Below are 25,820 nucleotides of genomic sequence, written 5' to 3'. Positions count from 1 at the left end.
TCACGCTTCTCTTATGATTTTCTGCACCATTCTATCGGATTCACAGCGCGTCCCTTATGCCGTATTTCGAAGTATAGACCAGGATTTTGTTGTCCGCCGCTTTGGCCAACTAAAGCGATAATTTCGCCACTGGTCACCGTGTCGCCAACATCTTTTAGCAAGGTTTGCGCGTGGCCATAGAGGCTCATAAAACCATCACCATGATCAAGCACTATCACCCAGCCGTAGCCATTCAGCCAATCGGCAAAGACCACTTGCCCTTGATAAACGCTGGCAATTTGGCTACCTTCTTTGGCGTCAATCACGACACCATTCCAGTTTAAGCCGGTATGTTTGCGCGCGCCAAAATGGTTACTGAGACGCCCTGTAAGTGGCCAAGGTAATTTACCTTTGTTACCTTGCAAGCCATTTAAAGTGACATTACGCGCTTGCGTTTGTTCCTTCTCAGCTTGAAGTTTAGCCAGCATGTCACGCAAGGTTTGTTCGTTGTCTTTCAGGTAAGCAATTGCGGTTTCAGTCGCTTTGAGGGTATCTTGTAGTTGTTTGGCTTGTCGCGCTTGTTCTTGCTGAGCGGTTTTTAAATCCGCGACGCGACGTAACTGCTCTTCTTTTAAAGCGAGTAAGTTGTCTTTCGCTTTATCTAACTGTTGTTGGTTTTTAGCGATTCTCAAAACGATACTTTTGAGCTCTTCCAACTGCTCGGTGCGGCTTTTATTAAGGTAATCGTAGTACACAATTATCCGCTCTAGCGTAGTTGCATGCTCCTGATTCAATAGCATTTTAGAGTAATCGTGGGCGCCATTCATGTAAGCGCTTCGCAGTTGTGCAGCAAGAAGGTTTTGCAGGATACTTTTACGCTTGTTAAGCTCACTGCTTTCTCGTTCGAGAATTTGTTGTTGCTGCTGATTCTCGGCTATTCCTTGTTCGGTAAAATCAAGTGCTCGTACATGCTCTGCAACGGATAGTTCAACCCGTCGGAGTGTTTTTTCCATGCGTTTTAAATTACTTTGCTGCTCGGAAAACTTCGCCTGACTGCGTTTGATCTCTTGCTGTACTTCTAATAAATCCTGTTTAGTGCGCGTTTCATTGGCATGCACAGGAAGTACCAGAAGACAAATAAGGAGAGCAAGAAAGCGTTGCGCTTTAAACGAAAGCGCAACAGCTTTATCTTTGCTGGTTTGGATACGCACCGGCATGCCGATTAGGCGTTCAATGTCACAATTGGGCTGCCAGTCATTTCCGCAGGCTGCGGCATACCAAGTAAGTGGAGCATAGTCGGTGCAACATCGCTGAGCGTTTTACCAGCATGGGCGGTCGCTTCACGGCCGACATAAATAAACGGTACTGGCTCGCTGGTGTGCGCAGTATGGGCTTGACCTGTGCTTGAGTCAGACATTTGTTCGGCGTTACCGTGATCTGCGGTGATAAGCGCTTCACCGCCGACTTCTTTGAGTGCCTCAAGTACGCGTCCAATACAGCTATCTACCGCTTCACAGGCTTTTACTGCGGCGTCAAATACCCCAGAGTGACCAACCATGTCACCATTGGGATAGTTAACGATAATGACATCAAATTCACCGCTGTGGATAGCATCGACTAATTTGTCGGTGAGTAGCGCCGAGTTCATTTCCGGCTGTAAGTCGTAAGTTGCCACTTGTGGCGATGGGATCAGTTCACGTTTCTCGCCGTCAAATAGCGCCTCACGGCCACCGCTAAAGAAAAATGTCACATGCGCGTACTTTTCGGTCTCAGAAATACGCAGCTGGGTCATGTTATGTTTGGCTAGCCATTCACCTAGCACGTTATCAAGTGACTCTGGGGCAAATGCGACAGGCGCATTGATGTCGGCGGCATACTCAGTCATCATCACAAAACCGCTAAGCTTAGGTGTGCGCTTTTTATTGAAGCCACTAAATGCAGGGTCAACAAAGGCGCGGGTCATCTGACGCGCGCGGTCAGCGCGGAAGTTCAAGAACAGCACAGTGTCATTGTCATTCATAGTGACTGGAGTTTGCTCTGCGGTTGCGATGGTCGTGGCTTTGACAAATTCGTCGTTTTCTTCGCGTGCGTAGGCCGCAGCTAATGCTTCAACCCCAGTTGCAAAGTTATATTGCGCTTCGCCACATACCATAAGGTTGTAAGCGGCTTCGACACGATCCCAACGGTTATCGCGGTCCATGGCATAGTAACGACCTATGATAGTGGCTAAACGACCACAGTTGAGTTTGGCAAACTCAGCTTCAATGCGTTCAATTGACGCTTTGGCGCTGCGTGGTGGTGTATCACGGCCATCTAAAAATGCGTGCAAATAAACTTGTTTGGCACCACGTGCGGCCGCAAGGCCGATGGTGGCGATGATATGATCTTCGTGACTATGCACACCACCTGGGCTCAGTAATCCCATGAGGTGAACTGCTGCGCCTTTAGCCACGGCTTGGTCAATGTAGTCTACTAGCACGGGGTTGTGTGCAAACTCACCATCATCAATGGCTTTAGTAATACGAGTAAAATCTTGGTAGACGATACGACCGGCACCTAGATTAACGTGACCTACTTCAGAATTGCCCATTTGCCCTGGCGGTAAGCCAACGTCCAAACCTGAACCGGAAATCAGCGTATGGGGGCGAGTTTGCCAAAGTTCGTCAAGCACAGGGGTGTGTGCGGCCAAAATGGCATTGCTTTCTGCTTCTTCTCGATATCCCCAGCCGTCTAAAATCATTAGTACGAGCGGCTTTTTCTTCGCTGTCATTTGGACTCCTGAAATATGGCACGATGTTCGGACGTAGCATACCTTGTTTTGCTCAAATGTTCAGCCTTTTAGATGTTGATTTCTGCTCAAGATGTCGCTGCAACAGGAGATTTTCTGACGCCATAAAGCAAAGGGCTGATTTAGCAAACACATCTGTGTATACTTGCTGGGTTAAACCTAAATCTTGCAATATTAAGTGGAAAAGGCATGGAACAATATATTGAGTTTCTTAGCAATCATCCCGTGCTCAGCATTATTTGGCTGATTATCGCGGCGATGTTGATTGGCAGCTGGTTCAAGAGTCAATTTTCAAAAATTCGTCAAATTAATCCGCAACAATTAACCCTGCTTGTCAATCGTCAAGACGGTCAGGTAGTAGATATTCGTAGCCAGAAAGAATTTAATCAAGGCCACATTGCGGGTGCCATACACCTTGCAGCCGATAAAGCCAAGCAAGGTGATTTAAGTACCCTTGAAAAATTCAAATCTGCGCCCATTATACTGGTATGTAATGCGGGTATCACGGCAAATGGCATTGCTGAAGTCTGTCACAAAGCGGGTTTTGAGCAGGTATTTGTGTTGTCTGGTGGTATGGGAGCTTGGCAGTCTGCTGGCTTGCCGACTTCAAAATAAAAAGGTGAATAATGAGTAACGTTGTTATCTATACCAAAGACTATTGTCCTTATTGCCATCGTGCGAAAGCACTATTAGACAGCAAAGGGGTGAGCTATACCGAGTATGATATTGGTAAACAACCACAACTACGCGATGAAATGATTGCCAAAGCCAATGGCCGTATTACTGTACCGCAAATTTTCATCAATGACGCTCATATTGGTGGCTGTGATGATATGATGGCTATCGAAGCTCAAGGAAAACTCGACGCATTATTGCGTGGATAATTTATAACGATAACAAGACTGCGCGGTATATATGAACAACCGCGCACGTATACAAGTAGGATTAGTAATGACTGAACAAAACCACAACGAAGCAGCAGAGCAAGCAGGCGCACAATTTTCTATCCAACGCATTTATGTAAAAGACGTTTCGTTTGAAACGCCAAACTCACCAGAAGTGTTCCAACTAGAGTGGGCACCAGAAGTGAAGCTAGACATGGACACCAGTTCAAATCGTCTAGACCAAAACGTGTTTGAAGTTGTACTGTCTTTAACTGTGACAGCAACTATCGGTGAAAAAACAGCATTCCTGTGTGAAATCCAGCAAGCTGGTATTTTTACAATTGCTGACTTAGAAGAAATTCAAATGGCACATATGCTAGGCGCATTCTGTCCTAACATCCTATTCCCATATGCGCGCGAAGCAGTCTCAAGCTTAGTCAACCGTGGCACATTCCCACAGTTAAACCTTGCGCCGGTAAACTTTGACGCGTTATTCGCTCAGTATATGCAGCAACGCGCAGCGGCCGCAGCAGCAGCTGAGCAGGCTGAAGCAAACGCGTAACTGATGATGAGTACAGCTCAATCTGCTGTTACGGTTTTAGGGGCGGGGTCTTACGGCACCGCCCTTGCCATTTGTTTCGCCCGTAACGGCCATCAAGTAACGCTGTGGGGTCGTAATGCTGATGACATCGCTGAGATTGCCAGCAGTCGTGAAAACAGCCGTTATTTGCCCGGACTCACGCTACCCCCTTCGTTGCAGTTAGAAGCCTGCCTCCAAACCGCAGTCGCCGCTAGCCAAGTCATCTTAGTCGTGGTGCCAAGTCATGCGTTTGCGCAAACACTTGAGCAGATCAAGCCGTTTTTACGCCCCGATGCCCGTGTTGCTTGGGCGACGAAAGGGTTAGAACCGGATACAGGGCGTTTATTGCAAGAAGTGGCGCTGGAGATCTTTGGTGAAAGTGTGCCGTTAGCTGTGCTATCTGGGCCGACTTTTGCAAAAGAAATGGCAGCGGGTTTGCCTACGGCAATCTCTGTGTCTTCAACTTGTCCAGATTTTCGTACGCAATTAGCTAAATTACTCCATTGTGGTCGTTCATTTCGTGTCTACAGCAATGATGATTTTATCGGTATCCAATTAGGTGGTGCGGTGAAAAACGTGATTGCAATTGGCGCGGGGATGTCCGATGGCTTTGGCTTTGGTGCAAACGCGCGTACTGCTCTTATCACTCGCGGTTTAGCTGAGTTATGCCGGTTGGGTTGCGCGCTAGGTGCTCGCTCTGAAACCTTTATGGGCATGGCGGGGCTTGGCGATCTGATCTTGACTTGCACCGATAACCAATCGCGTAACCGACGTTTTGGTTTAGCGCTGGGTCAAGGCAAAAGTGTTGACGAAGCGATGGCCAGTATCGGCCAAGTGGTGGAAGGTTACCGTAACACCAAAGAAGTGTATTTATTAGCGCAGCGTGTCGGAATTGAAATGCCTATCACTGAGCAGATCTACCAAGTCTTATATCAGCAAAAAGACGTTAAAGAAGCTGCGATGGCGCTATTAGGTCGCGAGCAAAAGGCGGAATAATGCCTTTTGCTTACTTTGATATGCACTGTTGTTAATTTAACCGTAGTACCACACTGTTTGCCGACCTAGGTTTAGCAAAATAATAGCCTTACAATATTTCACCGCCCATGACATTGCGCCATGTTTGCCTGCTCTTCACTTAGTGCTCCTTCTGCAACCACCTCGATATTTAGACACTTAGCTAAGCGTATGATAGTGCGGGTGATCTTCCGAGCCTACGGAGAAGCAACTATATCCACAATAAACGAGCGCTCTATTTTCAGTACATCAGTGGGAATTTATTCGGTTGCCCAAACGCCGACATGTTGATTGCGATACAACCAAACAGCATTTGTCGCTGACGCCACTGAGCTATTTTGGCAAAGCCTTGTTCAAGTACCAAATTAGTGCGTTTGACTATCCTAGCTAATTGAGAAAGCGTAGTAAAAATCAGGGCGTGTTAATCAAAAATCATACCTCAAAGGTCAACACGCCCTAGGCCTTAATGCAAAATCTAGCTTAAGTTTTTATTGTGCGTTGGGAAACCCCAATTGCCGCCATGACTCATAGACAAACACTGCGACCGCATTAGAAAGGTTCATACTGCGGCTATTGGCACACATAGGGATACGTACCCGTTGTTCTTCAGGTAACGAGAAAATCAAAGACTCCGGCAAGCCGCGTGATTCCGGGCCAAATAACAAGCAGTCACCGGCTTGATAGTCGGGTTCATGATGAAAACGTTTACCTTTTGTAGTACAAGCAAATACACGTCTTGGGGCGCGAGCTGCGAGGTAGTCTTCTAATGAGGCATGCCGTTGAACATGAGTAAACTCATGATAATCCAAGCCTGCGCGACGAACACGTTTATCATCCCATTCAAATCCAAGCGGCTCAATTAAATGTAGCGCATAGCCGGTATTGGCACATAGCCGAATAATATTGCCCGTGTTTGGCGGGATTTCTGGTTGGTAGAGTACGATATCTAACATGGTAAACCTCAGAAAAATAGCTGTGTAAGTATACCCAACCTAGAGCCGCAGAGGGAAATGTTTCTCTGTCTGTGGTTATTTTCCCACAGTCATTTTACACTCTGGGTTGGATGCTTGGATGAGATTGCAATGAGTTCGGAATATCGCTTTTACGTCCGCTTAGCGGGCATTGTTACGCTGGTGTTAGTAAGTTTAATGATTGCAGCAAAAACTTGGGCTTGGCTGGTGTCAGGCAGCGCTGCAATGCTAGGTAGCTTAACCGATTCGCTATTGGATATTAGCGCGTCTATGATGAGCTTTATGATCTTAGGTTATGCGCTGCAGCCTGCTGACGATGACCATAGATTTGGTCACGGTAAAGCTGAAGCTTTGGCGGGGTTAGGACAGGCGGCGTTTATTGCTGGCAGTGCCTGCTTGCTTAGTTTTCATGGTATTGAGCGGTTATATAATCCAACACCAGTGACCCACTCAGGGATAGCAATTGGTGTCAGTATTTTTGCCGTCGTTTGTACACTGCTGTTAGTCGCAGTACAGTTTTATGTGGTGAAACGCACCAAATCTATTGCCATCAAGGCAGATTCATTGCACTACAAAGGGGATTTGCTGCTGAACTTAGCGGTGCTGGCTGCGGTTTTACTGAGTGATTATGGGTTGGTATACGCTGATGCCATTTTTGCCATTTTGGTGGCAGGCTACTTACTCAGTAATGGTTGGGGAATCGCTCGCGAAAGTGCTGATCATTTAATGGATAAAGAATTGCCAGCAGAAGAGCAAACACAGATCCTGAATCTCGCAACCGCGCATCCGGAAGTACTTGGCGTGCATGAGCTACGCACGCGGCAAAGTGGTAAAATGAAATTTGTCCAACTCCATTTGGAACTACCAGCAGAGCTACCCTTATCGCAAGCGCATCGCATTACAGAAGAAGTGATGCGTACGATAAGTGCAGCATTCCCACTTGGTATTGATTTATTGATCCATCAAGACCCAGTAGTGTCAGTCAAACACTCACTGGCAAAGTGATAAAACGCTTGCATGACTAAGTTGCGCCAACAATCTTGTTCAAACAGTAGCTCATGTTTGGCGCCTTCAATATGCAGTAGTTTGCATTGTCCATATTGTTGACTCCAAACTTGGTGCAGTTGGCGGTGCGCAGCACTTTTCACTATAGTATCGCCACTTGCACTGGCAATATAGCAAGGCAGCAGTGGGGCCGCTTGTGGTAATTGTGACATTGCATTGAGTGCGGCGTTAAGCCAGCCGTAAGTGATGCCACCCAATTGCAGCTGCGGCTCTTCGGCATATAAACTGCGAAATAAACGATAGCGAATGCGGCTATGAGTCAGTTCGTTATCGTTAAAGGATTTTGCTGCATAGGGCCCCTGACCCACAGCATAGCGCTCGGAGGCGCCACACAACACCGCGAGTTTGGCTAGTAGTGTCACTAACCACAGCGGTTTGCTGCCGGTATCAATGGCGAACATCGGCGCAGATAAATATACACCACGGCAATACTCAGTTTGGCGCGCCCCTAAACTGGCGAGAAACTGACATGCAATTGCCCCCCCCATGGAATGGGCTAGGATCATCACTTGATTGGCAAACTTAGGTTGGATCACTTGCTCAAAAAATTGCTTTACGCCTTGGTAGTACTGATTAAAGTTATTGATGTGGCCTTTTTGTGTATCTTGGCATAATCGGTCTGAGTTGCCTTGTCCGAGATGATCCAAGGTAAACACCGCATAGCCATTTTCACTCAATTCCCACAGTAGTTCGCGATACTTCTTCGCGCATTCAATACGGCCTTGACACACAAATACCGCGTGTTTGGCTGTGGGTGGAATGTGGTAGCAATAAAACAGCTGCTGCGAAGTCCCAGCAAGCGTAAATTTGCCTTGTACCATGTTGTCCCAAAAGGCTAACAGGGCAAATTGCGCATCATCCAGTTGAGTTTCTTGACTAATAAAGTGTTCGATCATAGCGGTATCATAATTTCGGCCCGAAGGCCATGCGGGTGTTGATGACTGAGGCTGAGTTTACCATGATGAGCCAAAATGGCGCGATGTGCGATAGCTAAGCCTAAACCAATGCCACCACTGTCGCGACTACGGGACTCAGAGGTACGATAAAACGGCTCGCAGAGCTTATCTAAGACCTCATCACTGACACCTGGGCCATCGTCATAAATTACAAAACGCCACTGCTGCGCATCTTGCTCAACACTAAAATACACCTGCTGGTGGGCATATTTAAGCGCATTACGCAGAATGTTTTCAATGGCACTGGCCAGTAGCACCATATCACAGCGCAGTTGTGCTGCTTGCGGATAGTTTTGGTATAAGGTTTTACCGAGTGACTCTGCTTCAAAGGCAGCATCGTTTAGTACTTCGCCAAGTACCGCAGCCATGCTGGCCTCTGCGATATCGAGCATCTGGTTTTGCCCCTCTAAACGCGACAGCATCAACACATTTTGCAGCATATCTTCAATACTATGGCCTTCTTTGATGATGCGATTAAGGTGACGCATTTGTGCTTCACTGAGTTCGGACTCAAGCAACCCACAGGCGAGCAATAAGCGCGTCAAAGGCGAGCGCAATTCGTGTGAAACATCACCAAGCAGGCGCTTTTGGGCGCTCATATTGTCGGCGATACGCTGCGCCATTTGATTAAATTCATCGCTGAGCAGCGCCAATTCATATTGTGGTTTTGACTGATGCTCTACACGTGCCGATAAATCACCATTTGCAAAGCGTTTTGCCGCGCGGCTTAAAGCATCAATCGGGCGCGTGAGGCGGCGGCTAAACCACCAGCTAAATAACAGGCTCGGTAATAAAATAGCCAATGCCTTTTCCCATAAAGGCATAAAGCGAATGCGCAGATAAATTGGCGGCTCGCGTAAAGGGCGAATTTGGTACAGTTGATATTGCTCTGTGCCAACAACTACAAGAGCGGGCCCATGCGCGCTATAACGCTCGGTAAAGAGTACAAATGGTGGACTTTCTGCAGCTACATATAAATGTGAAAAATCAAGGCCTAAATCGTTGTCCTGTGATGACAAGCTTTTTTCAATGTCAGTATGACTGAGATAGAGCCAACGTGACTGACTAAAGCGGGGTGAGCGGATAAGCGTATTGAGTTTGCTTGGATCTCCAGCCGCTTTGCGCTCAAGGTTTTTGGCCAAATGATGGAGATTTTCGATAGCATGCTCCGGTAGCGGACGCGTTTTCACCACTTCGCTGCGCAGCGAACTAAGTGTAACTAGCATGATGAGCATCGCCAAGATGGTGAGCCAAAACCACACAAACACATTTAAAGTTAGACTACGCATGGTCACCTATCGTCAATACATAGCCAATGCCGCGCACCGTTTGAATAGGGTTGGCTTCACCGCATTGTAATTTTTTGCGCAAATTACTGACGTGCATATCAATCGAACGATCAAAGGGCGCTAAACGGCGACCTAATACCTGCACCGAAATATCTTGCTTGCTGATGATTTGCCCTGGCTTTTGCAGCAGTAAATGGAGAATTTCAAACTCAGTGCCTGTTACCACAACGGCTTTGCCATTGACAGTGACAGTGCGGGTCATTAACTCCATGGCCACTGCGCCGACTTGCAACGGCTGGGTTTGCAAAGTAGGTTGCTGACAAAACTCAATGCGGCGGGTAATAGCGCGAATACGTGCGACCAACTCGCGATGATTAAACGGTTTTGGGATATAGTCATCCGCACCGAGTTCTAGACCAAAGATCCGGTCAAAGTCGTCACCTTTGGCTGTCAACATAATTACTGGGGTCAAGATATGCTGGCGGAGCGCCTTTAGCACTTCAAAACCGTCTAATTTGGGTAGCATAACATCTAGCAAGATGAGGTCGTAAGCTTCACGTTTTGCTGCATCTAAACCATCTTGACCGTTGTGACACATACTCACTGTAAAACCTTGTTGGGTTAAATATTCACCCAGCAGCTCACACAAATCAGTATCGTCATCAATAAGTAATAACTTGACCATCACTGCCTTCATTCCATCATTGGTCATTTTGTTGCAGTGTACCGCGTTGACAACAAAATGGCAGAACTTTACACACTCTTTACACAGCTTTGCGCTCCTTTGCGCTTGGCTTGCTAAGCTGTAAAACAAGTTAATCACACAAGGTGAACAGCAATGAATGCAAAAAAATTACTTCTTGGTGCCGTAGTGGGTTTTGGTTTAGTGGTAAGTCAAGTGGCTAATGCCAAGCCCCATAATCCAGAAGGGTTACACTTTTTATTGAATCCAAAAGTAGCAGCAAAATTGGCTTTAACTGACGCTCAGCAAACCGAGTTAAAAACCATTATGGCAGATCACAAAGTAGTGATGGAAAGCCTTGGCGGCAACAAACAAGCCAACCGTGAAGCCATCGAAGCGTTAGTTCAAGCCGATAGCTTTGATGAAACCAAAGCTCGCGCGTTATTGCAGGGCTTTCAGCCAGAGCAATTAGAAGCGCACGTAGAGCGTTTGAAAGTCCGTCATCGCGTCTATCATGTGTTGACTGCTGAGCAGCGCGCTAAGTTAGAGAAATGGCGCGAAGCCCGCAAAGAAGGTAAAAAACCACGCGGTGAACGTCACGATGGATAAAACTTGGTTATACCTTGATTTAAACTAAGCCAGCTTTGCTGGCTTGCACTGTTTTAGTAAACAAAAAGGCGACTGCTCAGCCATGATTAACTAGGTGAGCAAGCAAATCCACAACGGCCCAATCCTCTTAGTTACAGAGCGCAAAATGGAGAAATTCCCAGCCTCAGCTAAGCTTAAGGCTAGGTTGTAGCTGGAGCTCACTGCGTGAAATTACAACGCTCGTTATGGTACTTCAAAGCCGCTGCGGTGGCCGGGGTACTGGTCATTGCTATTGGTAGCGCGTTGGTTTACGAACAAATGCGCTTAAGTAGTATCTTGACCAAAACCTTAGATGGCATTCAAAACACCATTAACCAATTGGTTGATCAAGAAACCGCATTTTTCATCGACCGTACGCGCCATGCGCTTAAGGATCTCAGTCCGCTGTTGGCGCAATATCAACTTCAGCAACAGCAGCTATTGGCGCAGTTAGACGGTGCCAATAATGCTGTCGAGCGCGTATTGGCGCTGGATGCAAGTGTGCAGCGCTATGGCCAAATTTATGCTGAAATGACGGTGTTAAGACTCCAGCAGGGCATAGACGAGGAAAGTGGCCGTTATGGTGATTTCCGTCGTGCGGTGCATGCTCTGCATGTCGCCAGTGAAAACCTTCAAGACTTGGTGCTGGGTGCCCAGTTGTTGGAGTTAAGACGTAACGAAAAAGATTTTTTGCTACGCAGCGATGAACAGTATTTGCTTAATCATACGCGTTTAGCCACTGAGCTGAATGATTACTTACTCACTTTGCCTGAGCCTACCGGACATGCATTGAGTGCGCTACTAGCTCAGTATCTAGAAAGCTTTCGCAGCTATGTCGCACTACTAAAACAACTGGGCTTATCGCCTCAGCAAGGATTACGCGGTGAGAGTCTCACCGCGCAGCAAGTTATGCGCACGCAACTTACCGCTTTGTCGGAGTTTTTACTTACTCATAGCGAGCAACAAAGTGAACGTTTATTGTGGTGGGTGCTGCTATTGATGATAGTGATTAGCAGCGCTACCTATGCGCTACTCAATTATCTGAATGGCCGGGTGTCTAGCGATATTTTAAAGATTAATAAAGTACTTCACAAAGTGACCCAAGATGAGGATTTTTCACTACGCGTTGACAATCAAGGGCAAGATGAGATTGCCCAAATTGCTCAGCAAGTGGATTCACTATTAGCCTTTATTGAAACCTTACTATCACGTTTGAGCGCAGCGCAGCAAAGGCTGATTGAAGAAGCAAAAATGGCCAGCCTTGGTAACATGGTCAGTGGTTTTGCCCATGAATTAAATACGCCCATTGGCATTGCCATCACCAGCCATTCACATCTCAAAGAGCGAATGGATAACCTCAAGCAAGACTTTGAGCGCGGCAACTTGAGAAAGCAATCCCTGAGTTCGTTGATTAATGAAGCCGAGTCTGCTTTGCAGCTATTGGAATGCAATTTATATCGTACCGCTAATTTAATAGATGACTTTAAGTTAGTCGCAGCGCAGCGCGACTATGAAGGTGAAACAGAATTCAATTTGCAGGCATTAGTGCAAGGAGTGTTGGATTGTTATCAAAACGAATTACAAACCGAAGAGTACCATGTGCAACTAGAGATCCCTGCTGAGCTTTACCTCACCAGCTATCCAGCTTCATTTAATCAGATTTTCCGCTACGCCATTAACAACTGTATTCGCCATGCCAAAATCCCTGAGCAGGTACTTACCATCACAATTACCAGCATGATAGTGAATGACTACTTACATATTTATTTAAAGGATGATGGCCAAGGTATTCCACGCGAGCTATTACCTGTGGTATTTGAGCCGTTTGTCACCAGTAAACGCAATCAAGGCGGTACAGGGCTTGGGTTGAGCATTATTTATAATTTAGTCAGTCAGAACCTTAAAGGCGAAGTCAAAATTCAAAGCCCAGGTGGTAAAGGGGTGTGCCTGCACTTTATTTTCCCGCAATTGAAGTACCGAATTGAAGAAAACTAACTAAAGCAAAAAGAAAAGCCGCGGTTATGCGGCTTTTCTTTTCTAGCGGTTACGCTAATTGATGATTTTTAGGCGCTAAATTACGCTTTTTTGCTCGCAACCCATTCATCAACAAAACGCTCTAATACGTTCAGTGGTAGTGCGCCATTTTTTAACACTACATCATGGAATTCGCGAATATCAAACTTATCACCTAAGTCTTTTTTCGCTTTTTCACGTAGGTCGAGGATTTTTAACATACCGATTTTGTAAGCTGTTGCTTGCGACGGCATAACGATATGACGTTCAACCATTTTCACCGCATCCGACGTCGCATTTGGCGTGTTGTTGACGTAGTAATCGATACCTTGTTGGCGCGTCCAACGCATTGCATGGATACCTGTATCTACCACTAAACGGCAGGCACGCCATAATTCCATAGAAAGACGACCAAAGTCAGAATACGGATCTTGGTATAGACCCATTTCTTTTGGTACTAGCTCAGAATATAGACCCCAGCCTTCGATATAGGCTGTGTAGCCACCAAATTTACGGAATTTAGGAATACCTTCTAGCTCCTGCGCAATGGCGATTTGCATGTGGTGACCTGGGATCCCTTCATGGTAAGCCAGAGCTTCCATTTGATAGGTTGGCATGGCATCCATTGCATACAAGTTGGCATAGTAAATACCAGGACGTGAACCGTCCGGTGCGGGTTGCTCATAGAAAGCTTTACCTGCTGATTTTTCACGGAAGGCTTCAACTTGCTTAACCAGTAAGTCGGCTTTTGGCTTAACGATAAATAATTCATCAAGACGTGACTTCATGTTGTCAATCATGGCCGTAGCATCTGCAAGATACTGAGCTTTGCCCGCTTCGGTATTTGGCAAATAGAATTGTTTATCAGTTTTCATAAACTGCATAAATGCAGCTAAGTCGCCTTTGAAGCCCACTTTGTCTTTGATTTGACGCATTTCATCATGAATACGTTTTACTTCAGCTAAGCCCACTTCGTGGATCTCTTTAGCTGTCATCTTGGTCGTGGTCGTACGCTCTAGAGCAACGTTAAAGTAACGCTCACCATCTGGGAATTTCCACGCGCCATCACGCTCATCGGCACGCTTTTCAAGCTGCTTAAGGTAGCCAATTAGTTTGCTGTAGGCAGGTTTTACCGCAGTGGTGAGTGCATCATTGGCTTTATTGATAAGCTCAGCCTTTTCCGCATCGCTAATTTCCAATGCATTAACTTTACGTTTAAAGTCAGCCAATAAAGTCGAATCGTCACCGGCTTCAAATGGTGCGCCCTTGATGATGTTTTGGCTTGATTCAATCACATGTGGGAAGACAAATTTTGGTGCAATAATGCCTTTTTGCGCGCGTGTTTCAAGATCTGCGGTCAGTTGCTCAAACACTTTTGGTACACCATTAAGACGTGAAATATACGCATTCGCTTCCTTCACATCTTGGATTTGGTGTTGGTTAATTAAGAATGACGCCACCATAGAGTGGGTGCCATACATTTGGTTAACCGGATAATTGTGGAAGCGCCATTGGAAGTCTTCAATCTGTTCTTCTAGTGACTGCTTGAACAGGTCGTAGCTGACTTGGGTGTTGGCGTCCAACTTATTGCGGTCAATAGTTGCAAGGGTGGCAAGATCTTTTTTGGCTAATGCTAAGTCTTCTAAGCGACGAGCTTCGCTGTCATCATCCCACTTGTCGTAATCTTGCTTGATGCCCATATAAGTTTGGTAAATAGGGCTTCTCATCACGCTACGCATGAAAGATTCTTCAAACAAAGCATTGGCTTTGTCGACTTCACTTTGCTCGACCTGTTTGACTTGTACTGTGGTATTTTGCTTCGCAGTTTCATTACTGGTTGCTTGACAACCAGCCAGTAGCACGGCGCTTATCGCGGCGGCAATGAAGGTAAGTTTACGCATTGTGTTAACCTTGTTGTTATTGGTGCCACAGGTGGCATTGTTAGAAATTGGGCCTAACTACTCAGGCAGGTGGTCACACTTACCACATGCTTCGATTGGCGTATTAAGCATAGTTTTTTATTATGCTGCCAATATTGTCAGGTTTGAACTCTTCCAGCTTATCGTTGCTGCTTCAATCAGACAAACAATTCTAGCAGGTCATTTAAGTAGCGGTGGCCTTTATTTGTAACCAACCATGAATGACCTTGGTCTTCAAGTAAGCCTTTTGCTTGTGCTGCTTCCAGCTGAGGCGCAACGACCTCAAGCGGCAGTCCCGTCAATGCCTCAAAATCCGCTTTGGGGCAAGGCTCTTGCAGACGCAGTCGATTCATAAAAAACTCAAACGGTAGCTCTTCTGCGGTGACTTCCCAGCATTTATCTAAATAGGGCTTGCTGATGTCCATATAGCCACGCGGGTGTTTGATTTTTACGGTACGAACAATGCGCTGCTCAGTAGCTAAGGTGACTTTGCCGTGGGCGCCGCAGCCAATGCCAAGGTAATCGCCAAAACGCCAGTAATTGAGGTTATGACGGCATTGGTAGCCAGTTTTGGCGTAGCCAGAAATTTCATATTGCTGATAACCGTGCGCAGCAAGTAGGGCTTGCCCTTGCTCTTGAATATCCCACAAGGTTTCGTCTTCTGGTAGCAGCGGTGGCTTAGATGCAAATTGGGTATTAGGCTCAATCGTAAGCTGATACCAAGACAAATGTGGCGGTTGTAGTGCAATTGCAGCACGTAAATCCGATAATGCATCGTCTAAGCTTTGGTCGGGGAGGCCGTGCATTAAATCAAGATTAAAACTATTTAGCCCAGCTTGCTGAGCCTCATGGGCGGCGCGCACTGCTTCGTGCTCATCATGGATACGACCAAGCGCTTTGAGCTTATCGCTTTGCATACTTTGCACACCGATAGAAATACGGTTGATGCCAGCCGCTACATAGTGCTTAAAGCGGTCGGTTTCGACTGTGCCGGGATTGGCTTCTAAGGTGATCTCAATATCATCACAAAAGCCAATCAGGCGCTCAATTTCGCTTAATAGGGTTTGATAGGCAGCACCAGAAAATAAGCTCGGTGTGCCACCACCTATGAAGATGCTGTGTAGCTTGCGGCCTTGCACGTAAGCTAAATCTTCACGTAAGTCCGCGAGCAAATGTTGAATGTATTCGCTCTCGGGGATATCGCCTTTTTTACCGTGGCTATTAAAGTCGCAATAAGGGCATTTTTGCACGCACCAAGGGACGTGAATATATAAACTGAGCGGCGGTAAAATCACGATGCTGCCTGCAGTTTTGCCACCAGCTGGCGCAGTGCTTGACCTCGGTGGCTAATCGCGTTCTTTTGTTGTATGCTTAAGCTCGCTGCGGTGGCCGCTAAAGTGGGTACCCAAAACACAGGATCGTAACCAAAACCACCTTCACCGCTTTGCTGCAGACTAATTTCACCTTCCCAGCTGGCTTGGCAAATCAGTGGTGTCGGGTCATCAGCATGGCGCATAAACACCAGCACACACCAAAAGCGCGCACTGCGCTGCGGGTTGTCGCCGAGTTCATGCAGCAGCTTAGCTAGGTTGTCAGCATCACTCGCGCCTTGACCTGCAAAGCGTGCAGAATATACTCCTGGCGCACCATTAAGGGCGTCGACTTCGAGCCCTGAGTCATCGGCAATAGCAGGCAAGCCGGTTATTTTTGCGGCGTGACGGGCTTTTATGATGGCATTTTCGACAAACGTAGTGCCAGTTTCAGCCACTTCTGGGACGTTAAACTGGCTTTGTGCCAATACTTCAATATTCAGTTCAGCCAGCATCGCGGCCAATTCTGTGACCTTGCCTTGATTGCCGGTCGCCAGTACAAATTGCTGCTTCATTTCACTCTTAATCTACGTAAAACTTCTGTTGGAAATTGAGGCGCTGTTCTTGATTATTTTGACGGATCACCAACTCAAAACGATAGAGTTCCTCGTTGTAATAATCAAATTGCGCTAAATAGTATATGGCTTCGCCTTCGGTGACTTCTTTAAAACTTAAGGTTTGTGCGTTGCCCAATAAGTTGCGCGCCACACCGCTAATGGTGACGTGTTGCGCTGGGTTACCCGCACTGTTTGCCAGCACCGAGATATTCACTAAGGCTGTGCGGTTACTGCGTTTCAGGCCATAGTTTTTGGCGATATTAGGTTGCACGAAAGTGGAAGGGAAAGCCAAATAATGCACCTGCCAATCCCCCAAAGTTTGGAATTGACCGCCTTGCACTTCGGCTTGTTCTGCTTTAGCGTGGGTTGCGGTAAAGATCAGGCTAGCGATGCTGAGCGCAGCCCAAGTGATTAATTTGTTCATAACTACCTCGGCGTTAAGCGCAGCTAAACTGCGCTCTATCTATTATAAGTTTAGCGCAAGATGTCCATTACCAGCAGTTGCAAAAACTGCATACCAATGAGCAATACCAAAATCGATAGGTCCAAGCCTCCGAGTGGTGGGATAACGCGGCGAATAGGACGTAACATAGGTTCGGTTAGTTGCTCGAACACCGCTGCTATTGGGTTATAGCCCTGAGCTACCCAGCTTAAGATGGCGCGAATAATTAAGATCCAAAACACTAAGCTGAAGGCTTCTTTGACTACAGTCAGTAAGCCACCGATAATGGCTTCTTGCGCATTCCACATACCGTAAAATACCAGCATTAACGTCGACATTTTGGCGATACCTACCAAAATGGCGAGCGTCAAAGAAGCTAGATCAAAGCCACCGACACCAGGAATAATCCGGCGTAGAGGATTGACTGCAAAGCTGGTGGCTTTGACCACAAATTGACTCAGTGGGTTGTAAAAATCCGCTCTGGCGGTTTGCAACCAAAAGCGCAATAACACCACCATCAAAAATAAATCAAATACAATACCAATCAGAAATTGCATGGAACTCATATATTGTCCTCAAAGTTCTTGTTCTAGCTCTTTGGCGCGGGCGATACAAGCGTCCATCGCGTCGGAGGTTAAGTCTGCTAAATGTTGTGCTTTATAGCTTTCAATGGCTGCGTGTGTTGTGCCGCCTTTTGATGTTACATTGGCCCGTAGCTGCGCTAGACTGATCTGTTGTTGCTCACAGGCCATCATCGCAGCGCCAAGCGCAGTTTGTTGGACTAATTGCCGAGCTTGCTCGGCACTGAAGCCAAGTTCAATCGCTTTGGCTTCGATGGTTTCCATAAAGAGGAAAAAGTACGCCGGAGACGAGCCGGTCACGGCGATAATGTCATTGATTTGTGCTTCGTGCTCCAACCACACCACAATACCAGTGGCAGCAAAAACTTGGCTGACATAATCACGTTCTAATTCGTTGATGTCTGTGGCAAATAAACCCGATACGCCCTTGCCAAGTAACGACGGAGTATTGGGCATACAGCGCACTAACTTGACTGGGTGAGCCAGCATTTCTCGTAAGCGGGCAACGGTCAAACCGGCAGCAACGGAAATAAACAGCTTGTGCTGATAATCAATGCCTGAGTCCTGAATACTTTGACACAGCTGCGCCATCATTTGGGGTTTAACTGACAACACCACCACATCGGCAGCGGCAATTGCCGCGAGGTTATCGGCAGTGGTGTTGACACCGAAATCGGCGGCGACTTTGGCAAGTTTTTCTGCATTACGGTTGGTGGCAATAATGTGTTTGGGGTCAAAGCCACTTTTCACCATGCCGCCGATGATGGCGTAACTCATATTACCTGTGCCAATAAAGGCTATCGTTGTTGCTGTCATTGCCAATGTCTACCTCACTGTCGTTGTCCAAAAATATCGGTGCCAATCCTGACCATAGTTGAGCCGCCAGCGACTGCGGTTTCTAAATCACCGCTCATGCCCATAGAAAGCGTATCAACTTCAGGATATTGGGCCCTTAGTGTATCAAAGCAAGCACGCATTTGCTGGAAATAATACAATTGTTTAGCTTCATCATCGGTTTGTTCGGTAATCGTCATCAAACCACGAAGGTTTAGCTGCGCGCAGTTGCTGATCAATTTTGCTAGCGGTGCGATGTCTTCAGGCATACAGCCAGATTTTGCTGGATCGGCACTGATATTGACCTGAATTAACACTTGTAAAGGTGGTAAAGAGGCGGGGCGCTGTTCATTCAAACGCTTGGCGATTTTTTCTCGGTCAACACTTTGCACCCAGTGAAAGTGCTCCGCGATAGGGCGTGATTTATTTGATTGGATAGGGCCAATAAAATGCCATTCGATATCTGGGGTGTTGGCGAAATGGCGAATTTTATCAATGGCTTCTTGTACGTAGGACTCACCAAAGCTGCGCTGTCCGAAGTCATAAGCAGCTTGGATAAGTTCAGCAGGTTTGGTTTTGGAAACCGCGAGTAACCGCACAGGAAAGTTATGGGGGGATTTTTCTGCTGCAGTTGCCAGTCTTTGATAGGCGGATCTCAGTCGTTCTGCTATTGTAACCATATGATCATCAGCTCGTTGTGGAGTCTTTAATGGATATTACTGAATTATTAGCCTTTAGTGTGCAACATAAAGCGTCCGATTTACACTTATCATCTGGCGTGTCGCCGATGATCCGTGTTGACGGTGACGTACGTCGCATCAATATTCCAGTACTGGAAGCTAAAGACGTTAACAGTCTTGTCTACGATATTATGAATGATAACCAGCGCAAGGACTATGAGCAAAACCTTGAGGTAGATTTTTCTTTTGAAATACCAAACTTAGCTCGTTTTCGTGTGAACGCGTTTAACTCCAATCGTGGTCCTGCTGCGGTGTTTCGTACCATCCCAAGCACAGTGTTATCACTTGATGATTTAGGTGCGCCGGATATTTTTCGTAAAATTGCTGATAACCCGCGTGGCCTGGTGTTAGTGACAGGCCCGACAGGTTCAGGTAAGTCGACTACCTTAGCGGCGATGGTGGACTATATTAACAGCAATAAACATCACCATATTCTCACCATTGAAGACCCCATTGAATTTGTACATCAAAATAAGCTGAGCTTAGTTAACCAACGTGAAGTACATCGTGACACCCACAGCTTTTCGGCAGCACTACGTAGTGCTTTGCGTGAAGATCCGGATGTGATTTTAGTCGGTGAGTTACGTGATTTAGAAACCATTCGCTTGGCGATGACTGCGGCGGAAACCGGTCACTTAGTGTTTGGTACATTACATACCACCTCAGCGCCAAAAACCATTGACCGGATTATCGACGTCTTCCCTGGGGAAGAAAAAGACATGGTGCGTTCGATGTTATCTGAATCCTTACAGGCCGTTATCTCGCAAACGCTGATTAAAAAAGTGGGCGGTGGGCGAGTTGCTGCGCACGAGATTATGCTAGGCGTGCCAGCCATTCGTAACCTTATTCGTGAAGATAAAATTGCGCAGATGTACTCTGCGATACAAACGGGCGCCATGCACGGTATGCAAACTATGGATCAATGTTTGATGAATATGGTGAATCGCGGCATAGTCAGCAATCAAGAAGCGCGTGCTAAAGCCCACGATAAGAATCAGTTCGGTACTGGATATTAAGTGGAGTAACTCACATGGCAGAATCATTAGCGCATTATCTGCATATCATGGTGGAGCAAAAAGGCTCGGATCTGTTTGTCTCGGCAGGCTTGCCTGTTAGTGCCAAAATTGATGGTGAACTGCGTCAACTTGATGATATTGAACTGACCGCCGAAGATGCCTTGCAGATGGTGGAGTCAGCGATGTCTGAGGCACAAAAGCGAGAGTTTCATAGCACCAAAGAATGTAACTTTGCGATTGCCAACAGCGAAGGGCGTTTTCGGGTTTCGGCGTTTTGGCAGCGTGACTGCGCAGGTATGGTGATCCGGCGTATTATCACCACTATACCTGATATCCAAGATCTTGGTTTACCAACCGTGTTGACTGATGTGATCATGTCAAAGCGCGGTCTGGTGCTATTTGTCGGGGGCACAGGTACGGGTAAGTCAACCTCGCTTGCGGCATTAATCGGTTATCGCAACCGCAATCAACGTGGGCATATTCTTACCATTGAAGATCCAATTGAGTTTGTGCACGAGCACCGCAAAAGTATTGTGACGCAACGCGAAGTGGGGCTTGATACTGAAAGCTTTGAAGCAGCGCTGAAAAGCTCGTTACGCCAAGCTCCTGATGTGATCTTAATTGGTGAAATTCGCTCGCAAGAAACTATGGAATATGCACTCAGTTTTGCAGAAACGGGTCATCTGTGTGTGGCGACACTCCATGCTAACAACGCCAACCAAGCTATTGACCGGATCATGCATTTAGTGCCCAAAGAAAAGCATGACAAGCTCAAGTTTGATTTGGCGTTGAACTTACGTGCGATTGTCGCTCAGCAGTTGGTGCCATCGAGTGATGGTCATGGCAGGGTGGCTGCGATTGAAGTGCTGCTGAATTCACCATTGGTCGCAGAGCTGATTAAAAAGGGCGATGTTGGTGCAATAAAAGAGGCGATGGCGAAATCAAAAGAGCAGGGCATGCAAACTTTCGATCAGGCGCTATTTGAACTTTATCGCCAACAGAAAGTTAACTATGCAGACGCGCTACATCATGCGGATTCACCGAATGATTTACGTTTGATGATTAAACTGCAAAACAATGAGCAAAAAGGTGCGGGCTTCCTCCAAGGGGTCACAATTGATGGTCTCGACAATTAGTAGCGTGCGACCTATGACGCGTTACTTAATGGCGGCGCTATTGTGCTTGTTGGCGCCGCTGAGTTTTGCTTCCGAGCGCATCGAAATGTTTATTCGCGACGATGTGTATGTTGACTATCTGCGTTTCTTAAACGGTCGTTCGCCTATAGACGTTAAAGACTTTCACGGTGACTATATTCGCCGTGATGTGGTTGACATGATTTTAGTGCAGCAAGCGCTGATGTTGGGGGGATTTGACAAAGAGTTTGATTATCGCCCAGGTAAAGTCAATTTTCGTAATACGCGCATGCTTGAACAAGGCAAACTGCTCTTGAGTTTCGATAGTTACTGGTTGGCAGATGCCAACGAGTTGGCTGATAAACTCTATATCAGTGATGCGGTGATCCGCCACGGTGAGTATTTTGCGGGGATTTTTTATCATCCAGAAAATGTGAAGCTAAGCAAATTAGCCAGTATCGAAGACTTTCGTCTGTTGACTTCAGTATCGACTCCGCGCTGGCGAACCGATTGGCAAACCTTATCTGCGTTATCGCTAAAAGAATTGTTTGTGGAACACGAGTGGCTAGCGCAAGCACAGATGGTGCATCAGCAATGGGCTGATTTTATGTTAATGCCCTTGATGCCGAGTTTAAATAACACCTATGTGCTTGAAAATATAAAACTGGTGTCACACCCTAAGTACATTGTCAGCCTCGCTGGAAGTCGCCATTTTGTGGTGTCTAAGCAGCACCCTGATGGGTTAAAAGCATTTCAAGCCATTCAAGCTGGGTTACAGCAATTGCGAGCGCAAGGGCGGGTGCAGCAGGCTTACGTGGAAGCAGGCTTTATTCCTGCCGCCAATCAGTACGAAATCATTAATCGTGCTGCCACTGCTGCTCAAAAAAGCTCTCCAGAATGATGATGGCAGCCATGCCATCAACGTTGCTTTTACCCAAGTTGCGATAACCTCCTTGTTCAAATAAACGCGCTTTGGCGTCTGTGGTGGTTAAGCGCTCATCGTGGGTTTCAACTGGTAAGCGGGTTAAATTATGTAGTCGGTTGGCGAATTTCTTAGCGGCGAAAGTCACCTGTTGGTTAGTACCATCCATATTTAATGGCAAGCCAACCACAATAAGGTCGGGTTGCCACTCATTCACCAGCTTTTCAATTTCTTGCCAATTGGGAATGCCGTCTTTGGCTTTTACAGCGCCTAGACTTGATGCGGTACCGGTCATTTCCTGACCAATGGCAACGCCAATACTGCGGGTGCCGAAATCAAAACCCATTACATTGCGTTTTCCGATTTCGGCTTTATTGTTTTGACTCATACTCTACTGTTATTAACTCAGGCATGGCCTGCTTGTGGACTTAACTGAGCTATATTGATGCCCAGCATGTTAACTGCTTTTTCCCAGCGCAGCTCAGCTGGGGTATTAAAAATAATACTGGGATCTGCCTCAACGACTAACCAAGCATTGTCTAGCAGCTCTTGCTCCAATTGACCTTTACTCCAACCCGCGTAGCCAAGCGTGATAATAAATGCATCGGGGCCATCATGACGGGTTAAAGTTTCTAACACGTCTTTAGAGGTGGTGATCATAATATCTGAGCTAAGCGCTTGGCTGGAAGAAAAGCCTTTACGCGGCGAGTGTAATACGAACCCTCGATCGGTTTTCACCGGACCGCCAGCTAGTACATGTTGGCTTGCTGCTCTGGCCGACTTATCGTTATCGATTTCTATCTGGTCGAGTAATTCTCCAACGGTGACATTGATAGGGTGGGTAATAACCAACCCCATTGCACCGTCATCGTTGTGCTCACAGATGTAAGTCACAGAGCGTTTAAAAAAGGGGTCATCCATGCTTGGCATTGCAATGAGAAAATGATTTTCTAACGATTTCATTCTTCGACCCTCTCTCTTTTATTTGTCAGTATGGCTTAGTTTCGCTTCAATCGCCGCATAAAACTTGTCCATAATAGAAATATCGTACGCGGCTTCAATTTCTTTAACGCAAGTCGGTGCGGTAACGTTAATTTCAGTGAGGCGATCGCCTATAATATCGAGGCCAACAAACAACAAACCTTTGGCTTTAAGTGTCGGGGCAACGGCTTCAGCGATACGGCGGTCACTGTCTGAAATAGGACGAGCTTCGCCTCGACCACCAGCAGCTAGATTGCCGCGAGTTTCACCATTTTGCGGAATACGAGTCAAGCAGTAAGGGATCACTTCGCCATCAACCACCAATACACGCTTGTCACCCTCTTTGATAGCCGGAATATAGGTTTGCGCCATGGCAAAACGGCTGCCGTGTTCAGTCAGTGTTTCGCAGATCACACCAATATTTGGGTCATCGGCACGGACGCGGAAAATTGACGCGCCACCCATGCCGTCCAGCGGCTTTAGAATAATATCTTGGTGCTTAGCTAAAAAGGCACGAATTTGCGCTTGTGAGCGAGTCACTAAGGTTTCTGGGGTATGCTCACTGAACCATGCGGTAAACAGCTTTTCATTGGCATCACGTAGGCTTTGTGGCTTATTCACAACTAATACGCCGGCGTCTTCAGCACGTTCAAGGATATAGGTGGCGTAGATATATTCGGTATCAAATGGCGGATCTTTGCGCATTAAGATCACATCGAGCTCATCCAGCGCCATTTCTTGTTTAGGCGCTAAGTCATACCAGTGTTCAACATTGTTGTAGACAGTCGCTTTGGCTGCGGTTGCCATGGCACGACCTTGGAGCAAGAATAAGTCGTTCATTTCCATGTAGTAGACTTCGTAGCCACGTTCTTGCGCTGCCAACATCATGGCAAAGCCAGTGTCTTTTTTGATATTAAAACCGCTGATCGGATCAGAAATAATGCCGAGTTTAATTGCCATGATGGTTCCTTTTAATAGGTTGGTTCTCGCTATCGCCTGATTAGTTGCAGATGTTGTTAGGTCATAGCACGCGCTAAAGTGAGCACTGTAGTGACTGCACAAACTAAACTTGAGGCGCTCAATTGTTATGTAAAGCGCCTGTCTCTAATTACTGTATCTCTATATGGGGGAGTGCTGCGCTGTTTTAAAGCGCTAAATCACCAAATTGCAATTGTAGTGCACTGAGCACCGTTAATGCCGCGGTTTCGGTGCGCAGTACTCTTGGCCCCAAGCGCACATCAATAAAGCCTTGCTGTTGGGTGCTTAGCATTTCAGCATCACTGAAGCCGCCCTCAGGACCGACTAAAAAGCGCACCCCTTGGCTTGGTGTCGGCAAGGTTTTAATGCTGTGCTCTGCGCGTGGGTGCAAGGTGAGTTTTAATTCTGCACTTTGCTCAGCTAACCAAGTATGAAGCTCAATCGGTGGATGAATAATCGTGACGAAATTGCGCCCAGATTGCTCTGCCGCCGCGATGGCAATTTTTTGCCATTGCTGGTGTTTTTTCTCTAGCCTATCGCCACTCAGTTTAACTCCACACCGTTCGGTAAATAACGGGGTAATTTCGGTAATACCAAGCTCGACCGATTTTTGAATGGTGAAATCCATTTTGTCGCCACGGGAGATCCCTTGGCCCAAATGAATTTTTAGCGGTGACTCCACATCACGCGCTTGAAATTCAAAGGGCGTTGCGTAGATATGTTTTTTACCCACTTCAGTTAAAGTAGCAAGATATTCACCGCCTTCGCCGTTAAACAAGCTTACTGTATCGCCTTCACGCATCCGCAGCACCCGGCCTAAATGACCGGCGGCGTCCTCATGTAATTGCACAGGGCTGTGAAGTTTTAACTCAGAAGGTTGGTAAATGTGAGGAATACGCATAATAGCAGTCACTTAAAAATCAGAAACACACATTATGGTACGAAGGAACGACCGTTGCAGCAAGCACCTTAGCGCGTTATGTGGTTATTCACTGTCGAGTTTGCATAAGGTCTCGGCAATATCATCGGTGGCTTCTGCGACTCGTCCTTGACAGGAGAGGTGATTATCAAAACCGCTATCCAACAACCGCTCAAAGTGATAATTGCCATCGATGTCCTGAACCACCAAGTAACGCACAGGATGTAAGGAGTTGAAAATAAAACGTTGGCTGTCATCAGCCAAATGGTAATCAAGAGCGCTAATTAGCACCCCATCAATATGGTGGTGGTCGTGTAAATAACTGGCAAGCTCAGATACGCTTATCTCATTGCTTAAGTCACAGTAGCAATAATCCTGAATGCGTTGCTGGAACATTAATTTAACCAGCAACCGCGTATTGTCACCGGCTACCACCAATTTACATGGCGTGTCACTGATTGAGGCATAATACTCGGCAAACTCCCGAGTAAACTCGGAGTTGGTGTCGACCAAAAGCATAGATCCCACAGTTATCAACATATTCTTCGCCGAAAGTGTGCTCATAGTGCTGTCCTTGCGC

At 46.7% G+C, this 25,820-nt stretch carries 28 protein-coding genes; 10 read left to right on the top strand and 18 right to left on the bottom strand.

All coding sequences use genetic code 11. The annotated features are described in order from the left end of the window. Positions 1-11 precede the first annotated feature (11 nt). Positions 12-1,196, bottom strand: coding sequence for a murein hydrolase activator EnvC family protein (locus ACFOEE_RS05705; protein ID WP_377121807.1), 1,185 nt, complete (start codon positions 1,194-1,196; stop codon positions 12-14). 5 nt (positions 1,197-1,201) lie between these two features. Further along, positions 1,202-2,749 carry a 2,3-bisphosphoglycerate-independent phosphoglycerate mutase gene (gene gpmM, locus ACFOEE_RS05700; RefSeq protein WP_377121805.1) on the bottom strand — a complete coding sequence of 516 codons (1,548 nt, stop codon included), beginning with the start codon at positions 2,747-2,749 and terminating at the stop codon, positions 1,202-1,204. Positions 2,750-2,956: 207 nt separating this feature from the next. On the opposite strand from gpmM, the gene ACFOEE_RS05695 reads away from it, so the two are divergent. From ACFOEE_RS05695 to gpsA, 4 genes are all read left to right on the top strand, one after another. Then, positions 2,957-3,382: a rhodanese-like domain-containing protein gene (locus tag ACFOEE_RS05695; RefSeq protein WP_377121803.1), complete on the top strand. Its 426-nt coding sequence runs from the start codon at positions 2,957-2,959 to the stop codon at positions 3,380-3,382. Between the two features lie 11 nt (positions 3,383-3,393). Beyond that, on the top strand, positions 3,394-3,651 hold the full coding sequence (gene grxC, locus ACFOEE_RS05690) for a glutaredoxin 3 (RefSeq protein ID WP_377121801.1): 258 nt from the start codon (positions 3,394-3,396) through the stop codon (positions 3,649-3,651). Positions 3,652-3,718: 67 nt separating this feature from the next. Next, positions 3,719-4,213 (top strand): protein-export chaperone SecB, encoded by a 495-nt coding sequence (secB, locus tag ACFOEE_RS05685; protein WP_377121799.1) that lies wholly within the window; start codon positions 3,719-3,721, stop codon positions 4,211-4,213. A gap of 6 nt (positions 4,214-4,219) precedes the next feature. Further along, positions 4,220-5,227, top strand: coding sequence for an NAD(P)H-dependent glycerol-3-phosphate dehydrogenase (gene gpsA / locus ACFOEE_RS05680; RefSeq protein WP_377121873.1), 1,008 nt, complete (start codon positions 4,220-4,222; stop codon positions 5,225-5,227). A 506-nt stretch (positions 5,228-5,733) separates the two neighbouring features. On the opposite strand, the gene trmL is transcribed toward gpsA, so the two are convergent. Beyond that, the gene (gene trmL / locus ACFOEE_RS05675; protein WP_377121797.1) at positions 5,734-6,198 is read right to left on the bottom strand and encodes a tRNA (uridine(34)/cytosine(34)/5-carboxymethylaminomethyluridine(34)-2'-O)-methyltransferase TrmL; all 465 of its coding nucleotides are present in this window, start codon (positions 6,196-6,198) and stop codon (positions 5,734-5,736) included. 129 nt (positions 6,199-6,327) lie between these two features. On the opposite strand from trmL, the gene ACFOEE_RS05670 reads away from it, so the two are divergent. Next, the gene (locus ACFOEE_RS05670; RefSeq protein WP_377121794.1) at positions 6,328-7,221 is read left to right on the top strand and encodes a cation diffusion facilitator family transporter; all 894 of its coding nucleotides are present in this window, start codon (positions 6,328-6,330) and stop codon (positions 7,219-7,221) included. On the opposite strand, the gene ACFOEE_RS05665 is transcribed toward ACFOEE_RS05670, so the two are convergent. Genes ACFOEE_RS05665 through ACFOEE_RS05655 form a run of 3 tightly spaced genes read right to left on the bottom strand, consistent with a single transcriptional unit; the run spans position 7,179 to position 10,211 of the window. Further along, positions 7,179-8,177 (bottom strand): alpha/beta fold hydrolase, encoded by a 999-nt coding sequence (locus tag ACFOEE_RS05665; RefSeq protein WP_377121792.1) that lies wholly within the window; start codon positions 8,175-8,177, stop codon positions 7,179-7,181. The genes ACFOEE_RS05670 and ACFOEE_RS05665 overlap by 43 nt on opposite strands. Next, the gene (locus tag ACFOEE_RS05660) at positions 8,174-9,526 is read right to left on the bottom strand and encodes an ATP-binding protein (protein WP_377121790.1); all 1,353 of its coding nucleotides are present in this window, start codon (positions 9,524-9,526) and stop codon (positions 8,174-8,176) included. The genes ACFOEE_RS05665 and ACFOEE_RS05660 overlap by 4 nt, the downstream gene beginning before the upstream one ends. Beyond that, positions 9,519-10,211 (bottom strand): response regulator, encoded by a 693-nt coding sequence (locus tag ACFOEE_RS05655; RefSeq protein ID WP_377121788.1) that lies wholly within the window; start codon positions 10,209-10,211, stop codon positions 9,519-9,521. The genes ACFOEE_RS05660 and ACFOEE_RS05655 overlap by 8 nt, the downstream gene beginning before the upstream one ends. Positions 10,212-10,364: 153 nt before the next feature. Between ACFOEE_RS05655 and ACFOEE_RS05650 the strand changes: the two genes are divergently transcribed. Beyond that, on the top strand, positions 10,365-10,817 hold the full coding sequence (locus tag ACFOEE_RS05650; protein ID WP_377121786.1) for a Spy/CpxP family protein refolding chaperone: 453 nt from the start codon (positions 10,365-10,367) through the stop codon (positions 10,815-10,817). A 204-nt stretch (positions 10,818-11,021) separates the two neighbouring features. Further along, complete coding sequence (locus ACFOEE_RS05645; RefSeq protein ID WP_377121784.1) at positions 11,022-12,830, top strand: sensor histidine kinase; 1,809 nt, start codon at positions 11,022-11,024, stop codon at positions 12,828-12,830. Positions 12,831-12,910: 80 nt separating this feature from the next. Here ACFOEE_RS05645 and ACFOEE_RS05640 read toward each other — a convergent pair whose 3' ends face one another. The 7 genes from ACFOEE_RS05640 to ACFOEE_RS05610 all read right to left on the bottom strand — a co-directional run bounded on the left by ACFOEE_RS05640 (position 12,911) and on the right by ACFOEE_RS05610 (position 19,231). Further along, complete coding sequence (locus tag ACFOEE_RS05640) at positions 12,911-14,749, bottom strand: DUF885 domain-containing protein (RefSeq protein ID WP_377121781.1); 1,839 nt, start codon at positions 14,747-14,749, stop codon at positions 12,911-12,913. Positions 14,750-14,925: 176 nt separating this feature from the next. Next, entirely contained in the window at positions 14,926-16,062 is a 1,137-nt protein-coding gene (gene hemW / locus ACFOEE_RS05635) for a radical SAM family heme chaperone HemW (RefSeq protein ID WP_377121779.1), read from the bottom strand. Next, on the bottom strand, positions 16,059-16,652 hold the full coding sequence (locus ACFOEE_RS05630) for an XTP/dITP diphosphatase (RefSeq protein WP_377121777.1): 594 nt from the start codon (positions 16,650-16,652) through the stop codon (positions 16,059-16,061). The genes hemW and ACFOEE_RS05630 overlap by 4 nt, the downstream gene beginning before the upstream one ends. 7 nt (positions 16,653-16,659) lie before the next feature. Beyond that, a complete protein-coding gene (locus tag ACFOEE_RS05625) occupies positions 16,660-17,118 on the bottom strand; it encodes a DUF4426 domain-containing protein (protein WP_377121775.1) in 459 nt (152 codons plus the stop codon). Positions 17,119-17,168: 50 nt separating this feature from the next. After that, complete coding sequence (locus ACFOEE_RS05620) at positions 17,169-17,702, bottom strand: YggT family protein (protein ID WP_377121773.1); 534 nt, start codon at positions 17,700-17,702, stop codon at positions 17,169-17,171. Between the two features lie 9 nt (positions 17,703-17,711). Continuing rightward, a complete protein-coding gene (gene proC / locus ACFOEE_RS05615; protein WP_377121771.1) occupies positions 17,712-18,533 on the bottom strand; it encodes a pyrroline-5-carboxylate reductase in 822 nt (273 codons plus the stop codon). A gap of 14 nt (positions 18,534-18,547) precedes the next feature. Continuing rightward, positions 18,548-19,231 (bottom strand): YggS family pyridoxal phosphate-dependent enzyme, encoded by a 684-nt coding sequence (locus tag ACFOEE_RS05610; protein ID WP_377121769.1) that lies wholly within the window; start codon positions 19,229-19,231, stop codon positions 18,548-18,550. A gap of 29 nt (positions 19,232-19,260) precedes the next feature. Here ACFOEE_RS05610 and ACFOEE_RS05605 point away from each other — a divergent pair, with 29 nt between their 5' ends. The 3 genes from ACFOEE_RS05605 to ACFOEE_RS05595 are packed head-to-tail and all read left to right on the top strand — an operon-like array spanning position 19,261 to position 22,341. Further along, a complete protein-coding gene (locus ACFOEE_RS05605) occupies positions 19,261-20,307 on the top strand; it encodes a type IV pilus twitching motility protein PilT (RefSeq protein WP_377121767.1) in 1,047 nt (348 codons plus the stop codon). 14 nt (positions 20,308-20,321) lie between these two features. Beyond that, complete coding sequence (locus ACFOEE_RS05600) at positions 20,322-21,443, top strand: PilT/PilU family type 4a pilus ATPase (protein WP_377121765.1); 1,122 nt, start codon at positions 20,322-20,324, stop codon at positions 21,441-21,443. Next, positions 21,427-22,341 (top strand): hypothetical protein, encoded by a 915-nt coding sequence (locus ACFOEE_RS05595; RefSeq protein WP_377121763.1) that lies wholly within the window; start codon positions 21,427-21,429, stop codon positions 22,339-22,341. The genes ACFOEE_RS05600 and ACFOEE_RS05595 overlap by 17 nt, the downstream gene beginning before the upstream one ends. Here the strand turns inward: ACFOEE_RS05595 and ruvX are convergent. The 5 genes from ruvX to ACFOEE_RS05570 all read right to left on the bottom strand — a co-directional run bounded on the left by ruvX (position 22,298) and on the right by ACFOEE_RS05570 (position 25,804). After that, the gene (gene ruvX, locus ACFOEE_RS05590; protein ID WP_377121761.1) at positions 22,298-22,750 is read right to left on the bottom strand and encodes a Holliday junction resolvase RuvX; all 453 of its coding nucleotides are present in this window, start codon (positions 22,748-22,750) and stop codon (positions 22,298-22,300) included. The genes ACFOEE_RS05595 and ruvX overlap by 44 nt on opposite strands. A 17-nt stretch (positions 22,751-22,767) precedes the next feature. Continuing rightward, on the bottom strand, positions 22,768-23,325 hold the full coding sequence (locus ACFOEE_RS05585; protein ID WP_377121759.1) for a YqgE/AlgH family protein: 558 nt from the start codon (positions 23,323-23,325) through the stop codon (positions 22,768-22,770). Positions 23,326-23,343: 18 nt separating this feature from the next. After that, the gene (gshB, locus tag ACFOEE_RS05580; RefSeq protein WP_377121757.1) at positions 23,344-24,303 is read right to left on the bottom strand and encodes a glutathione synthase; all 960 of its coding nucleotides are present in this window, start codon (positions 24,301-24,303) and stop codon (positions 23,344-23,346) included. Between the two features lie 184 nt (positions 24,304-24,487). Then, positions 24,488-25,222, bottom strand: a complete 735-nt coding sequence (gene rsmE / locus ACFOEE_RS05575) for a 16S rRNA (uracil(1498)-N(3))-methyltransferase (protein WP_377121755.1) — start codon at positions 25,220-25,222, stop codon at positions 24,488-24,490. 84 nt (positions 25,223-25,306) lie between these two features. Further along, positions 25,307-25,804, bottom strand: a complete 498-nt coding sequence (locus ACFOEE_RS05570; RefSeq protein ID WP_377121753.1) for a hypothetical protein — start codon at positions 25,802-25,804, stop codon at positions 25,307-25,309. Positions 25,805-25,820: the final 16 nt, after the last annotated feature.

The sequence above is a fragment of the Pseudoalteromonas fenneropenaei genome (genome assembly GCF_042643375.1).
GTDB lineage: Bacteria > Pseudomonadota > Gammaproteobacteria > Enterobacterales > Alteromonadaceae > Pseudoalteromonas > Pseudoalteromonas fenneropenaei.
The sequence above is the reverse complement of the archived record's forward strand: the minus strand, read 5'-3'. Positions and strand labels throughout refer to the sequence as shown.

Bases quoted from the DNA above. Each gene is read 5' to 3' on its own strand.
- gshB (WP_377121757.1), bottom strand. From the start codon at position 24,303: ATGGCAATTAAACTCGGCATTATTTCTGATCCGATCAGCGGTTTTAAT.
- ACFOEE_RS05630 (WP_377121777.1), bottom strand. From the start codon at position 16,652: ATGAAGCAGCAATTTGTACTGGCGACCGGCAATCAAGGCAAGGTCACA.
- secB (WP_377121799.1), top strand. From the start codon at position 3,719: ATGACTGAACAAAACCACAACGAAGCAGCAGAGCAAGCAGGCGCACAA.
- gpsA (WP_377121873.1), top strand. From the start codon at position 4,220: ATGAGTACAGCTCAATCTGCTGTTACGGTTTTAGGGGCGGGGTCTTAC.
- ACFOEE_RS05650 (WP_377121786.1), top strand. From the start codon at position 10,365: ATGAATGCAAAAAAATTACTTCTTGGTGCCGTAGTGGGTTTTGGTTTA.
- grxC (WP_377121801.1), top strand. From the start codon at position 3,394: ATGAGTAACGTTGTTATCTATACCAAAGACTATTGTCCTTATTGCCAT.
- ACFOEE_RS05660 (WP_377121790.1), bottom strand. From the start codon at position 9,526: ATGCGTAGTCTAACTTTAAATGTGTTTGTGTGGTTTTGGCTCACCATC.
- ACFOEE_RS05705 (WP_377121807.1), bottom strand. From the start codon at position 1,196: ATGCCGGTGCGTATCCAAACCAGCAAAGATAAAGCTGTTGCGCTTTCG.
- ACFOEE_RS05605 (WP_377121767.1), top strand. From the start codon at position 19,261: ATGGATATTACTGAATTATTAGCCTTTAGTGTGCAACATAAAGCGTCC.
- ACFOEE_RS05610 (WP_377121769.1), bottom strand. From the start codon at position 19,231: ATGGTTACAATAGCAGAACGACTGAGATCCGCCTATCAAAGACTGGCA.
- ACFOEE_RS05670 (WP_377121794.1), top strand. From the start codon at position 6,328: ATGAGTTCGGAATATCGCTTTTACGTCCGCTTAGCGGGCATTGTTACG.
- ACFOEE_RS05625 (WP_377121775.1), bottom strand. From the start codon at position 17,118: ATGAACAAATTAATCACTTGGGCTGCGCTCAGCATCGCTAGCCTGATC.
- ACFOEE_RS05595 (WP_377121763.1), top strand. From the start codon at position 21,427: ATGGTCTCGACAATTAGTAGCGTGCGACCTATGACGCGTTACTTAATG.
- trmL (WP_377121797.1), bottom strand. From the start codon at position 6,198: ATGTTAGATATCGTACTCTACCAACCAGAAATCCCGCCAAACACGGGC.
- ACFOEE_RS05655 (WP_377121788.1), bottom strand. From the start codon at position 10,211: ATGGTCAAGTTATTACTTATTGATGACGATACTGATTTGTGTGAGCTG.
- rsmE (WP_377121755.1), bottom strand. From the start codon at position 25,222: ATGCGTATTCCTCACATTTACCAACCTTCTGAGTTAAAACTTCACAGC.
- proC (WP_377121771.1), bottom strand. From the start codon at position 18,533: ATGACAGCAACAACGATAGCCTTTATTGGCACAGGTAATATGAGTTAC.
- ACFOEE_RS05695 (WP_377121803.1), top strand. From the start codon at position 2,957: ATGGAACAATATATTGAGTTTCTTAGCAATCATCCCGTGCTCAGCATT.
- ACFOEE_RS05640 (WP_377121781.1), bottom strand. From the start codon at position 14,749: ATGCGTAAACTTACCTTCATTGCCGCCGCGATAAGCGCCGTGCTACTG.
- ACFOEE_RS05585 (WP_377121759.1), bottom strand. From the start codon at position 23,325: ATGAAATCGTTAGAAAATCATTTTCTCATTGCAATGCCAAGCATGGAT.
- gpmM (WP_377121805.1), bottom strand. From the start codon at position 2,749: ATGACAGCGAAGAAAAAGCCGCTCGTACTAATGATTTTAGACGGCTGG.
- ACFOEE_RS05600 (WP_377121765.1), top strand. From the start codon at position 20,322: ATGGCAGAATCATTAGCGCATTATCTGCATATCATGGTGGAGCAAAAA.
- ruvX (WP_377121761.1), bottom strand. From the start codon at position 22,750: ATGAGTCAAAACAATAAAGCCGAAATCGGAAAACGCAATGTAATGGGT.
- ACFOEE_RS05620 (WP_377121773.1), bottom strand. From the start codon at position 17,702: ATGAGTTCCATGCAATTTCTGATTGGTATTGTATTTGATTTATTTTTG.
- ACFOEE_RS05570 (WP_377121753.1), bottom strand. From the start codon at position 25,804: ATGAGCACACTTTCGGCGAAGAATATGTTGATAACTGTGGGATCTATG.
- ACFOEE_RS05665 (WP_377121792.1), bottom strand. From the start codon at position 8,177: ATGATCGAACACTTTATTAGTCAAGAAACTCAACTGGATGATGCGCAA.